The following is a 12,857-nucleotide window of genomic DNA, read 5'->3' on the forward strand; positions in this document are numbered from 1 at the left end:
CGACCCTGTTTCCGCGCCGTTGACCCGGTGCGGTCGTTTTGCGGTCCCGGCCACAAGACCGGAACACCCGTTGAATAAGACACCCGTGGTCTTTGGGGTCAACGGAAGGTGGGGACTCAATCGCCCGGATGCCAGACTCTTGTCGACTCCTGTGGCTCAAGCGTCACGGGAATTGGCCCGGAACGACTCGCGTGGCGGGCGATGTGGCTATCCGGGCGGGCCCGACGGGGCCCGGACGGGGGCCCCGTCGGGATTTTCCCGCGCCCTCGCCGTCGACTTCGCCTTGTCATCGCCCCTTTTCACCGTGTTATACAACGACGCTGCGGCGCCTGACCTCAAGCGCGGAGCCGTCGGCGCGCATCCTGAACCTTTCGGTGATGCGTTGACGTCCACTTCTGAACGGAGATTCCCTATGGTCCTGGTTCGCGGCGCTGCGGTCGCCCTGATCGCTTCCGGCCTGATGCTCTCGGGCTGTGGCGGCGTGCACCTGCCCGGCATGGGCCCCAAAACGGTCTCGGCCGACGCCCAGAGCGGAATCGGCGTCAACGCCTATCTGTGGCGCGCCACCCTCGACACCCTCAGCTTCATGCCGCTGCTGACGGCCGATCCCTGGGGCGGTGTGGTCAATTATGACTGGTACACCGATCCCCAGTCGCCGAACGAGCGCTTCAAGGCCACGGTCTTCATCCTCGACACCCGCCTGCGTGCCGACGCCCTGAACGTCACCGTGACCAAGGAAGTCCGCAACGAGGCCGGCCAGTGGACCGCTGCCCCGGTGGCCCCCCAGACCGAGACCGATCTGGAGAACGCCATCCTCACCAAGGCGCGCCAGCTGAACCTGTCCAACGCGGGCTGAGGCCCGCTTTTTCCAAAGCCTCTCTCAGGCCACCTCCCTGGGGAGCCCTCTTCAGGATAATCCGTGGCCCGCTACGAGCCCAAGATCACCGAACCCCGCCAGCAGGCGCGCTGGCAGGCGGCTGACGCCTTTTCCATGCCGACAGCCGGCACCGGCCGGCCCAAATACTATGTGCTGGAGATGTTTCCCTATCCGTCGGGCAACATCCACATGGGTCATGCGCGCAACTATGTGATGGGCGATGTCGTGGCCCGGTCCAAGCGGGCCCAGGGCTTCGACGTCCTGCATCCGATGGGCTGGGACGCCTTCGGTATGCCGGCCGAGAATGCGGCCATGGAACGGGGCGTCCATCCGGGTGACTGGACCTGGGCCAATATCGCGACGATGCGCGAGCAGCTGAAACTGCTGGGCCTGTCGCTGGACTGGTCGCGCGAATTCGCCACCTGCGATCCGGCCTATTACGGCCAGCAGCAGGCCTGGTTCCTCGAACTGTACAAACGCGGCCTCGTCTATCGCAAGGACGGGGTGGTCAACTGGGATCCGGTCGACAACACCGTCCTCGCCAATGAACAGGTCATCGACGGCAAAGGCTGGCGGTCCGGGGCCGTGGTCGAAAAGCGCAAGCTGAACCAGTGGTTCCTGCGCATTACTCAGTATGCGGACGACCTGATCGACGGCCTGGGCACGCTGGAAGGCCGCTGGCCCGACAAGGTCCGGCTGATGCAGGAGAACTGGATCGGCCGCTCCAAGGGTCTGCAGATGACCTTCGCCTGGGCCGGCGCGGCCCCGGCCGCGGCCCCGGACGGGCTGGAAATCTACACCACCCGGCCCGACACCCTGTTCGGGGCGTCCTTCATGGGGATCGCCCCCGACCATCCGATCGCCAGGGCCATGGCCGAAGCGGATCCGCAGGTCGCCGCCTTCGTCGCGGAATGCCGCGCGGGCGGCACGTCCACCGCGGACATCGAACAGGCGGAAAAGATCGGGTGGAACACCGGCCTGAAGGTGGTCCATCCGTTCGACGGGCGCGAGATCAGCGTCTGGATCGCCAATTTCATCCTGTCGGAATACGGCACCGGGGCCATCTTCGGCTGCCCGGCCCATGACCAGCGCGATCTGGATTTCGCGCGCAAATACGACCTGCCGGTCCTGCCGGTGGTCCGGCCCGAGGGAGCCGGTGACGACTTCGCCGTCGCCAATGAGGCCTATGTCGGTCCCGGCACCCTGTTCAACTCGAAATTTCTGGACGGCCTGTCGATCGAGGCGGGCAAGGTCGAGGCGATCGGCCGGATCGAGATCGCCGGCCAGGGCGAGGGCGCGACCATCTACCGCCTGCGCGACTGGGGCGTCTCGCGCCAGCGCTACTGGGGCTGCCCGATCCCGATCATCCACTGCCCGGCCTGCGGCGTGGTGCCGGTCCCGGCCGACCAGTTGCCGGTGGTCCTGCCGCATGACGTGACCTTCGACGTGCCCGGCAATCCGCTGGCCCGGCATCCGACGTGGAAACATGTGGCCTGCCCGGCCTGCGGCGTGGCGGCGACGCGCGAGACCGACACCCTCGATACCTTCGTCGACTCCAGCTGGTATTTCGCCCGCTTCACCGATCCGGCCGCGGCCGAGCCGATCAGCCGCGCCGCCGCCGACCATTGGCTGCCGGTCGATCAATATATCGGCGGGGTCGAGCACGCGGTCCTGCACCTGCTGTATGCCCGTTTCATCAGCCGCGCCCTCAGCGACGCCGGCCTGATGAACGTCCGCGAACCCTTCGCCGGCCTGTTCACCCAGGGGATGGTGGTCCACGAGACCTACCGGCGCGCCGACGGCCAGTGGGTCGAGCCCACCGACGTCGACCTGGTCAATGACGGCGGCAACCGCTCGGCCCGTCAGATCTCGACCGGTGAGGTCCTGACCATCGGCGACATCGAGAAGATGTCGAAATCGAAAAAGAACGTCGTCGCCCCGCAGCAGATCGTCGAGTCGTACGGCGTCGACGCCGGGCGATTGTTCGTCCTGTCCGACAGCCCGCCCGAGCGCGATGTGCAATGGACCACGGGCGGGGTCGAGGGTGCATCCCGCTTCGTCCAGCGGGTCTGGGCCGAGTTTGACGGCTTCAATCCCGACCGTCCCGGCGACGCCGCGGCCGATACCGCCCTGCGCCGCGAGACCCACAAGGCCATCCGCGCCGTCACCGAAGGGGTCGAGGGCTTCCGCTTCAACTCGGCCATCGCCAAACTCTATGCCTTCGTCGCCACGGTGCGGACCCACGACAAGGCCGGTGGTGCGGCCCGGCGCGAGGCCCTGTCGGCCCTGGCCCGGCTGGTCGCCCCCTTCACCCCCCACCTGGCCGAGGAATGCTGGGCCCGGCTGGGCGAGGCCGGCCTGGTGCTCGACGCGCCCTGGCCCCTGTGGGACCCGGCCCTGGCCGCCGATGACGAAGTGGTCCTGCCGATCCAGATCAGCGGCAAACGCCGCAGCGAGATCACCATGCCGCGCGGGGCCGCCGACGCTGACGTCGAGGCCGCCGCCCTCGCCAATCCGGCCATTCAGGCCTATCTGTCGAGCAACACTGTCTCGGTTCGGAAGGTGATCGTGGTCAAGGATCGCATCGTCAATCTGGTCGTCGGCTGATGCGGACCCCGTCTGCCCTGCTGGCCCTGGGCTCGCTGCTGGCGCTGGGCCTGTCCGGCTGCGGCTTCACCCCGCTGTACGGGGATGCGGGGGTCGGGTCCGGCCTGTCGCGCATCGCCGTCTCGACCCCGGACACCCGACTGGGCTACCGGCTGCGCGAACAACTGGACGACGCCCTCGGCCACGATACCGCCCGCCCGCCCCTGTGGCGGCTCGAGACCGTGGTCGAACAGTCGCGTCAGCCGCTCGGTCGCCGCATCGACGATACGGCCACCCGCTATGAACTGACCGTCCGCGGGGCCTGGACCCTGACACCGGTAACCGGCGGCACCCCGGTCGGCGGGGTCGAGGTGGTCACCACCACCTATGCCGCTGCGGACCAGCCCTATGCCGCCATTGCGGCCCAGCAGGACGGCGAGGACCGGGCCGCGGCCGTCCTCGCCCGTCGCATCCGCCTCAACCTGCTGCGCGCGCTGTCGGGGACGCCGCCGCAACCGTGATCCTGTCCAAACGCCCCGAGATCGATCGCTTTCTGGCCCGACCCGATCCGGCGATCCGGGCGATCCTGATCCACGGCAAGGACCGCTCCGGGGTCGGCGAACGCGCCGCTGTCCTGTGCCGCGCCATCACGCCGGACCTGAACGACCCTTTCAACGTCACCCTGCTGACCGACAGCGATATCGACGGCGACGAAGCCCGGCTGGACGAGGCCCTGACCGCCCTGTCGATGACCGGTGGCCGCCGACTGGTCAGGGTACGGCTGTCCGCAGAAAAGGCGGCGATCGACAAGATGCTGGCCGCCGCGGTCAAGGTTCATGCCGACGGCGGCTATAACCCCGATGCCGTCCTGGTCATCGAGGCCGGCGTGCTGGGCCGGGACTCGGCCCTGCGCAAGGCCGCCGAAGCGGCCAAGGGGGCCGCTGCCATCGTCTGCTACGAGGACGAGACCGGTGATGTGGCCCGAATGACGCGCGAGGCCCTCGCCGCGGACAAGGTCGGCCTGACCTCCGATGCCCTGGACCGGTTCGTCGGCCGCCTGCCGCGCGAACGTGGGCTGATGCGCCAGGAGATCGAGCGTCTGGCCCTCTATATCGGTCCCGGCTCGGGCCGGACCATCGATGTCGAGGAACTGGAGGCCCATCTCGGGGTCGAGCCGGACGCCTCGCTCCAGGACGCCGCCCTCCAGGCCTTCGGCGGCCGCCCCGCCCCGGCCCAGTCCGGCCTGCGCCGGGCCCTGGCCGAGGGCGAAAGCCCGGTCATGGCGGTACGTCAGGCCTCGATCCATCTGGGCAAGCTGCGCCGCATCAATGTGCTGCAGGCCAACGGGGCCAATGCCAAGGAGGCGGCCAAGGCCGCCGGCGTCTTCTGGAAACAGGAGGGCGAAATGCTGCGTCAGGCGCGCAACTGGCGTCTGGAGGACCTCGACCGGGTGCTGGACAGCATCAATACGGCGGACGTCGCCACCAAGACCACGGGCTCACCCGACGCCCTGCTGGCCGAACGTCTGCTGCTGGAAATCGCAGCCCGGGCGCGGCGGCTGGGCCTTTAACGAATCTAGCCCCGCTTGGAGGCCTTGCGGAAGGCCGGCTTGGCGAGGGCGGCGCTCTTGGCCGCCACCGCCCGCTCGCCGGTCTTGCCGCCGTCGAGACCGGCATGGGCCGGCGCGGCTCCGCGCTTGGCGGCGAGGACGCGCTTCAGGGCATCAGCGGCGGATTCGGGGGTCGGGATCTTGTCAGTCATGACGCCATTATAGCACGTCCCGGCTCAGGACCGCATCAGCCGTCGGCACAGATCGTCGAGCTGTTCCAGGCTGGCATAGCGGATGGTCAGCTCGCCCTTGCCGCGCCGGTCGACCAGCTGGACCTTCAGGCCGAGGGCGTCGGCCAGATCCTGCTCCAGCGACGCCACATCGGCATTGCCGCCGCTGGTGTCGCGCTCGCCACCGACCCGGGCCGGTTTGGGGCCCGCCGCCGCCTGACGGGCCAGGGCCTCGGCCTGGCGGACGTTCAGGCCCTGGGCCAGAACCTGTTCGGCCAGGGCCGCCGCATCCGGGGCGGTGATCAGGGCCCGGGCATGACCGGCCGACAGCCGACCCGCGGACACATGCTCAAGAACCCCCTCGGGGAGTTGCAGCAGGCGCAGCGTATTGGCCACGTGACTGCGGCTCTTGCCGACGATGCCCGCCACCGCGTCCTGGGTGCGGCCGAACCGCTCCATCAGCAGGGCATAGGCATTGGCCTCTTCCAGCGGATTCAGGTCGGAACGCTGCACATTCTCGATGATGGCGACTTCCAGCACCTCGAGATCGTCCATCGGCCGGTCGATGATCGGCACCTCGGTCAACCGCGCCAGCTGGGCCGCACGCCAGCGCCGCTCACCGGCGATGATCTGCCACATCCCGTCCTCGCCGGGCTGGGCCCGCACGAGAATGGGCAGCAATACGCCCTTGTCGCGGATCGAGGCGGCCAGCTCGTCCAGCTCGGCCGCGTCGAACTGTTTGCGCGGCTGGTCCGGATTGGGCTTCAGACTCTCGACCGGGGCCATCAGCACCCCGCCCGGCGTCGGGCCGCCGCTGACGGAGACGCTCTCGCCGATCTGTTCGCCCAGCAGGGCCGACAGTCCCCGCCCCAGGCCTCGTTGACGTTCTGACACTCTATCGATTCCGTTCTCTTGCATGGGTTCAGGCGGGCTGAAGCCGGCGCTGGCGCTCGCGCGCCACGACTTCACGGGCCAGTTTCAGATAGGCCTGGCTGCCGGCGCATTTCAGATCGTAGATCAGGGCCGGCTTGCCGAACGACGGGGCCTCGGCCACGCGGACGTTGCGCGGGATCACCGCGTCATAAACCTTGTCGCCGAAATGCGAGCGCACATCGGCGGCGACCTGTCCCGACAGGGTGCTGCGGCGATCGTACATGGTCAGGACCAGTCCCTGGATCTCCAGCGACGGGTTCAGGCTCTGCCGCACCATTTCGATGGTCTTCATCAACTGGGTCAGGCCCTCGAGGGCGAAGAACTCACACTGCAGCGGCACCAGCACCGCATCGGCGGCGGCCATCGCGTTCAGCGTCAGCAGGTTCAGCGACGGCGGGCAGTCGATCAGTACATAGTCATACCGGGTATGTCCGTCGCGACCCTGACCCTGCAGGGCGTCCCGCAGCCGGTACGAACGACGGTCCGCCTGGGACAGTTCGATCTCGACGCCCGACATGTCGCTGTCGGCCGGGATGATATGCAGGCCGGGCACCGAGGTCTCGACCGCCGAGTCATCGACCGACCGGCCGTCAACGATCACGTCATAGATGGTGATCCGTCGTGTTTCACGTGGAACACCCAGTCCGGTCGAGGCATTGCCCTGGGGGTCCATGTCAACGATCAGGACCTTTTCACCGATCGCCGCCAGGGCCGTGCCGAGGTTGATGGCGGTCGTGGTCTTGCCGACGCCGCCCTTCTGGTTGGACACCGCGAGCACCCGGGTCTGGCGCGGGCTGGAACGGTCAGGGGACACGGCGAAGACTCCGGACTTCAACGAGGCGGCCACGCGGATCACTGCGCGACACGGACAGGGCGGCATCAACCCGCCAAGTCTGGCGGGCGGCGGCCAGTTCAACTTCCGCCTTCTCGCCCTTGAGGAACAGGCCTTTCGCCCCCCGCTTGATGTAGGGTTGTGCATAACCCAGCAGGGTTTCCAGCGGGGCCAGGGCCCGGGCCGTGACGACATCGACCGACAGGCTCTGGGTCTCGGCGCGGCCGTTGATCACCGTGGCCGGCAGGTCGAGATTGGCCACGACGATCTCCAGAAAGCGGCAGCGTTTGCCCAGACTGTCGATCAGCCAGACATGGGCCCCGGGACGGCCCTTCAGAAGTATGGCCAGGACGAGGCCCGGAAACCCGGCCCCGGCCCCGAGATCGGCCCAGGTCAGGGCCTCGGGTTCGTGATCAAGCAACTGGGCCGAGTCATAGACATGGCGGTTCCAGAAGTCCGGCAGGCTGTCGGGCCCGACCAGATTCATCACCGCATTGGCCGCGACCAGCTCCTCGCGGAAAGCCTCGAGATCGGCCATCTGATCCGGCGTGGCCCCGGTGCGGGCCTGAAAGGCGGCCGCGGCCTCGGCGAGTTGACTGTCCATCAGGCGGCGACCCGGGCCTTCTTCACATACGACAACAGCGCGGTCAGGGCCCCGGGCGTCATGCCCTCGATCCGGCCGGCCTGGCCGAGCGTCAGCGGACGGACCAGGGTCAGTTTCTCACGGATCTCATGCGACAGCCCGCCGATGGCGGCATAGTCCAGATCGGACGGGACCTGCAGGTCCTCCTCGCGGCGCAGGGCCACGGCGTCGGCCGCCTGCCGGTCCAGATAGCTGGCATAGCCCGCATCGATCTCGACCTGTTCGCGCACCGCCGGGCTCCAGCCGGTGATGACCGGGTAGGCGGACTCGAACGCCGTCAGGTCGACCCCGGGATAGGCCAGCAAATCGCGCATACTGCGGCGCTGGCCATCGGCATTGACGCTCAGGCCGAGGGCCTGGGCCTGCTGCGGGGTGAAGCGGGTCTCGCGCACCAGACTCGCGGCCTCGGCCAGTTGGGCTGCCTTGGCGGTGAACTGCCGCGCGCGCGCCGGGCCGACGATTCCGGCGGCGATTCCGACCGGACTCAATCGTTGATCGGCATTGTCGGCGCGTAGAGTCAATCGATACTCGGCCCGGCTGGTAAACATCCGGTAGGGCTCGGTCACACCGCGCGTGACCAGGTCGTCGATCATCACCCCGATATAGGCCTGGTCCCGCCCCAGCACGATCGGGTCAGACCCGGCCGCGGCCCGGGCGGCGTTGAGCCCGGCAATCAATCCTTGAGCGCCCGCCTCCTCATAGCCCGTGGTGCCATTGATCTGGCCGGCCAGATACAGGCCGGGACGGCGCTTGACCTCAAGGGCGGGAGTCAGCTCGCGCGGGTCGACATAGTCATACTCGATCGCATAGCCGAAGCGGAACACGGCCACGTCTTCCAGGCCCGGCATGGTGCGCAGGAAGGCCGACTGGGTCACCGGCGACACCGAGGTCGAGATGCCGTTCGGATAGACGGTCGGATCGTCGAGACCCTCGGGCTCGAGGAAGACCTGGTGGCTGGTCTTGTCGGCGAACCGCACCACCTTGTCCTCGATCGACGGACAGTAGCGCGGGCCACGGCCCGTCAGATGGCCGCCATAGACGGCGCTTTCGCCCAGGTTGTCGGCGATGATCCGGTGGGTCTCTTCCGTGGTGTGGGTGATGCCGCAGGCGATCTGGGGCACGGTGATCCGGTCAGTCAGGAAGGAGAAGGGCACCGGGGTCTCGTCGGCGGCCTGCATCTCCAGCCGGTCCCAGGCGATGGTGCGCCCATCCAGCCGCGCCGGGGTCCCGGTCTTCAACCGCCCCATCTGCAGCCCGGCCCCGTAGAGGTCGGCGGCCAGCCCGGTCGACGGGGCCTCGCCGTCGCGTCCGGCCGGGATCCGTTCGTCGCCGCGATGGATGACGCCGTTCAGGAAGGTGCCCGTGGTCAGGACCACGGCGGCGGCGCGGATCTCGTCGCCGTCGCCGGTGACCACGCCGATGACGCGCTGCCCGTCGAGGATCAGCCGCTCGGCGGTCCCGGCGCGCAGGCTCAGGTTCGGCGTCTGGGCCAGTTCAGCCTGCATGGCCTCGCGGTACAGGCGACGATCGATCTGGCTGCGCGGCCCCTGGACCGCAGCTCCGCGCGACCGGTTCAGCAGGCGGAACTGGATACCGGAGACGTCACCGAGACGCCCCATGATCCCGTCCATGGCGTCGATCTCCCGGACCAGATGGCCCTTGCCCAGACCGCCGATGGCCGGGTTGCACGACATCTCGCCGATCGTCTCCAGCTTCTGGGTCAGCAGCAATGTGTCGGCCCCGGCGCGTGCGGAGACCGCCGCGGCCTCGCAGCCGGCGTGACCGCCGCCGATGACAATGACGTCGAACTTCAGCTTCATGGGGCGGGACATAGGGGAAAAGGCGGCCGAAGGCCACCGGGACGCTGTTTCACGTGAAACCTATTTGCCGATGCAAAAGGTCGAGAAGACCTCGCCGAGGATATCTTCAACGCCGATAGCGCCGGTCACCCGGCCGAGGGCGGTCGCCGCCCGACGCAGGTCGTCGCCGGCCATTTCCGGGCCGTGATCCAGCGCCGCCCGTCCGGCCTCGACCGCCGCCAGGGCCTCGACCAGCCGCCGGCGGTGGCGTTCGCGGGTCACCGCAGGAAAGTCGGTGCCGGCCAGATCCGCCATCAGTCGCGACGCGATCCGCGCGTGCAGATCGGCCAGACCCGCGCCGGTGACGGTGCTGACCACCACCGTATCCGCCCCCTCCTCCGCGACCGGACCGAGGTCGGCCTTGGTCAGGACGGTCAGATCGCCGGGCTGGATCAGGGTCGCGGCCTCGCCGGGGCCATCACCTGGCGCGCGGACCCACAGGCGTAACTCGGCCGCCCCGGCCCGGGCCCGGGCCCGGCGCACCCCCTCGACCTCGACCACATCCTCGCTCAGCCGCAGGCCCGCCGTATCCGACAGGGTTACCGCATAGCCGCCGATGATCAGCTCCGCGTCCAGAACATCGCGCGTGGTCCCGGCCACCGGGGTGACGATGGCCGCCTCGCGCGCCACCAGGGCGTTGAACAGCGAGCTCTTGCCGGCATTGGTCTCGCCGACCAGCACGATGCGATAGCCGGATCGCACGCGCTCACCGCGCGCCGCATCGGCCAGGGCCTGGCGCAGATCGGCAATCAGACCGTCCAGAACCGGACCGGCCAGCCGCGCCAGATGGTCCGGGACATCCTCATCGGGAAAATCGATCTCGGCCTCGACCAGGGCCAGGGCCTTGAGCAGGTCGGCGCGGAACCGGGCATAGGTCCGCGACAGCGCCCCCTCCAGCTGGCCCAGGGCCTGGGCCCGCTGGCTGGCCGTCTCGGCGTCGATCAGATCGGCCACCGCCTCGGCCTGGGCGAGATCCATCCGCCCATGTTCAAAGGCCCGGCGGGTGAATTCACCCGGTTCGGCCGGTCGAAGGCCCAGCACCGTCAGGGCCCCGGCCACGGCCTCGACCACAGCCCGGCCCCCATGCAGATGCAGTTCGGCGCAGTCTTCACCCGTATAGCTGGCCGGGCCCGGAAAGCGCAGCACCAGGGCCTGGTCCAGGGTCTGATTGTCATGCGTGAGGGCGCGCAGGCTGGCCATCCGCGCCTTCAGCCCTCCAGCGCCCAGGGCGGTCAGGGCGGCGTCCACCCCCGGACCGGACAGGCGCAGGATGGCGATAGCCCCACGCCCCGGCGGTGTGGCCAGGGCGAAGATGGTGTCGCTGATCAAGAACGTCTCCTCCCTGTCGCGGAGTGACGGGAAGGGGACCGCGAAGCGTTGGAGGGGTTGGACCCGTCTCCGCCAGTCGGCCCCTCCGTCACGCCGCTGACGCGCCGCGCCACCTCCCCGTCGCCTGGCGACAGGGAGGGGACAATCATGTCTTCGCGTTGGCGGCGGCGGTTTCCATCAATTTACGGAACTGGTCCTGGGCCTGCATGCCGAAACTGGTCCAGTTCTTCATCAGCTCTTCGGGCTTCATGGCCGACATATTCTCGTCCATGCGCCGCTTCATCTCGCTGACCAGATGATCATTCAGCGGCTCGACATTGGGCAGGCCCAGAAAGGCCCGCGCCTCGGCCGGCTCGCATTCGATCTCGATATTGACCTTCATCGCCGCTGTCTCCGTTTCACGTGAAACACAGAGCCGTCCGGGGACGGATCAGGTGTTCATCGACTGGAAGAAGTCGCTGTTGTTCTTGGACTGGCGCATCTTGTCGAGCAGGAATTCGATCGCGTCCTGCGGCCCCATCGGGTTCAGGATCCGGCGCAGCACATAGGTCTTGGCCAGCTGATCCTTCGGCGTGATCAACTCTTCCTTGCGGGTGCCGGACTTCAGCACGTCGATGGCCGGGAAGATGCGCTTGTCGGCGACCTTGCGGTCCAGCACGATCTCCGAGTTGCCGGTGCCCTTGAACTCTTCAAAGATGACCTCATCCATCCGACTGCCGGTATCGATCAGGGCCGTGGCGATGATGGTCAGGCTGCCGCCCTGTTCGACGTTGCGCGCCGCACCGAAGAACCGCTTCGGCCGCTGCAGGGCGTTGGCGTCGACACCGCCGGTCAGGACCTTGCCAGACGACGGCACGGTCGCATTATAGGCGCGGCCCAGACGGGTGATCGAATCCAGCAGGATGACGACGTCGCGCTTGTGCTCGACCAGGCGTTTGGCCTTTTCGATGACCATCTCGGCCACGGCCACGTGGCGGGTCGCCGGTTCGTCGAAGGTCGAGGCGATGACCTCGCCCTTCACCGTGCGCTGCATGTCGGTGACTTCCTCGGGCCGCTCGTCGATCAGCAGCACGATCAGGAAGACTTCCGGATGGTTCTTCTCGATTGATTTGGCGATGTTCTGCAGCATCACCGTCTTGCCGACCCGCGGCGGGGCGACGATCAGGCAGCGCTGGCCCTTGCCGAGCGGGGCGACGATGTCGATGACCCGGCCCGAACGATCCTTCAGCGTCGGGTCCTGGATCTCCATCGTGAAACGCTCGTCGGGATAGAGCGGCGTCAGGTTGTCGAACAGAACCTTGGTACGGACCGTTTCCGGATCCTCGAAATTGATGGTGTCGACCTTGAGCAGGGCGAAATAGCGCTCGCCCTCGCGCGGGCCACGCACGGCCCCGTGGACGGTGTCGCCCGAGCGCAGGCCGAAGCGGCGGATCTGCGACGGCGACACATAGATATCATCCGGACCCGGAAGATAGTTGGCACCGGGACTGCGCAGGAAGCCGAAGCCGTCGGGCAGGATTTCCAGCACGCCCGAGGCGATGATCTCCACCTCCTCGTCGGCCAGGGTCTTGAGGATGGCGAACAGCAGGTCCTGTTTGCGCAGGTTGGAGGCGTTTTCGATCTCCAGCTGTTCGGCGAAGGCGACCAGATCGGCCGGCGTCTTGTCGTTCAGCTCCTGCAGGGTAATGCGGCCGTTGGGCACGATCGACTCGCCATCATCGTCCTCGTCGTCCGACTCCTGGTCGACCATCGGCAGGTCCGTGGCCGCGACCTCGCGCTTGCCATGGTTATCGACATCGGGGGCTTCCGCCTCCGGGGTCTCGACGGCGATTTCGGTCTCGGGCGTGTCGGTCTGGTCGGTCATGGTCTTACAGGTCTGCGCGCGACCGCGAGGTCCCGCGAGAGGCGGGGTCGGGGCGGGCTTGGCGATGTCTGGCCTTGCGGCCGGAAGGAGAGGCGACGGGTCGTCCCGGGCACGGGGCCACGGGCGTCGCAGAAGAGAGGGGCCGACCCGGACAG

General features: G+C 68.1%; 12 protein-coding genes. 4 read left to right on the forward strand and 8 right to left on the reverse strand.

The genetic code is table 11. The annotated features are described in order from the left end of the window. Positions 1 to 412: 412 nt before the first annotated feature. The 4 genes from PSV00_RS02700 to holA all read left to right on the forward strand — a co-directional run bounded on the left by PSV00_RS02700 (position 413) and on the right by holA (position 5,033). The gene (locus PSV00_RS02700; RefSeq protein ID WP_300444533.1) at positions 413 to 856 is read left to right on the forward strand and encodes a DUF3576 domain-containing protein; all 444 of its coding nucleotides are present in this window, start codon (positions 413 to 415) and stop codon (positions 854 to 856) included. Between the two features lie 63 nt (positions 857 to 919). Then, positions 920 to 3,484 (forward strand): leucine--tRNA ligase, encoded by a 2,565-nt coding sequence (gene leuS, locus PSV00_RS02705; protein ID WP_300444536.1) that lies wholly within the window; start codon positions 920 to 922, stop codon positions 3,482 to 3,484. Beyond that, on the forward strand, positions 3,484 to 3,984 hold the full coding sequence (gene lptE, locus PSV00_RS02710) for an LPS assembly lipoprotein LptE (RefSeq protein ID WP_300444539.1): 501 nt from the start codon (positions 3,484 to 3,486) through the stop codon (positions 3,982 to 3,984). The genes leuS and lptE overlap by 1 nt, the downstream gene beginning before the upstream one ends. Next, positions 3,981 to 5,033, forward strand: a complete 1,053-nt coding sequence (holA, locus tag PSV00_RS02715) for a DNA polymerase III subunit delta (protein WP_300444542.1) — start codon at positions 3,981 to 3,983, stop codon at positions 5,031 to 5,033. The genes lptE and holA overlap by 4 nt, the downstream gene beginning before the upstream one ends. Before the next feature lie 5 nt (positions 5,034 to 5,038). Here holA and PSV00_RS02720 read toward each other — a convergent pair whose 3' ends face one another. The 8 genes from PSV00_RS02720 to rho form a co-directional block, all read right to left on the reverse strand. Next, a complete protein-coding gene (locus PSV00_RS02720) occupies positions 5,039 to 5,224 on the reverse strand; it encodes a hypothetical protein (RefSeq protein ID WP_300444545.1) in 186 nt (61 codons plus the stop codon). A 24-nt stretch (positions 5,225 to 5,248) separates the two neighbouring features. Further along, positions 5,249 to 6,136 (reverse strand): ParB/RepB/Spo0J family partition protein, encoded by an 888-nt coding sequence (locus PSV00_RS02725; RefSeq protein WP_300444548.1) that lies wholly within the window; start codon positions 6,134 to 6,136, stop codon positions 5,249 to 5,251. Positions 6,137 to 6,164: 28 nt separating this feature from the next. Continuing rightward, the gene (locus PSV00_RS02730) at positions 6,165 to 6,989 is read right to left on the reverse strand and encodes a ParA family protein (RefSeq protein WP_300444551.1); all 825 of its coding nucleotides are present in this window, start codon (positions 6,987 to 6,989) and stop codon (positions 6,165 to 6,167) included. Beyond that, entirely contained in the window at positions 6,979 to 7,611 is a 633-nt protein-coding gene (gene rsmG / locus PSV00_RS02735) for a 16S rRNA (guanine(527)-N(7))-methyltransferase RsmG (protein ID WP_300444553.1), read from the reverse strand. Before rsmG ends, PSV00_RS02730 begins: the two co-directional genes overlap by 11 nt. After that, positions 7,611 to 9,470, reverse strand: coding sequence for a tRNA uridine-5-carboxymethylaminomethyl(34) synthesis enzyme MnmG (mnmG, locus tag PSV00_RS02740; RefSeq protein ID WP_300444555.1), 1,860 nt, complete (start codon positions 9,468 to 9,470; stop codon positions 7,611 to 7,613). The genes rsmG and mnmG overlap by 1 nt, the downstream gene beginning before the upstream one ends. Before the next feature lie 60 nt (positions 9,471 to 9,530). After that, positions 9,531 to 10,835, reverse strand: coding sequence for a tRNA uridine-5-carboxymethylaminomethyl(34) synthesis GTPase MnmE (gene mnmE, locus PSV00_RS02745; RefSeq protein ID WP_300445158.1), 1,305 nt, complete (start codon positions 10,833 to 10,835; stop codon positions 9,531 to 9,533). Positions 10,836 to 10,983: 148 nt separating this feature from the next. Next, positions 10,984 to 11,220 carry a DUF6489 family protein gene (locus tag PSV00_RS02750; protein ID WP_300444558.1) on the reverse strand — a complete coding sequence of 79 codons (237 nt, stop codon included), beginning with the start codon at positions 11,218 to 11,220 and terminating at the stop codon, positions 10,984 to 10,986. A gap of 48 nt (positions 11,221 to 11,268) precedes the next feature. After that, positions 11,269 to 12,702: a transcription termination factor Rho gene (gene rho, locus PSV00_RS02755; RefSeq protein WP_300444561.1), complete on the reverse strand. Its 1,434-nt coding sequence runs from the start codon at positions 12,700 to 12,702 to the stop codon at positions 11,269 to 11,271. Between the last annotated feature and the right edge of the window lie 155 nt (positions 12,703 to 12,857).

Origin of the sequence: Brevundimonas sp. (assembly GCF_029945885.1) — a bacterium.
GTDB lineage: Bacteria > Pseudomonadota > Alphaproteobacteria > Caulobacterales > Caulobacteraceae > Brevundimonas.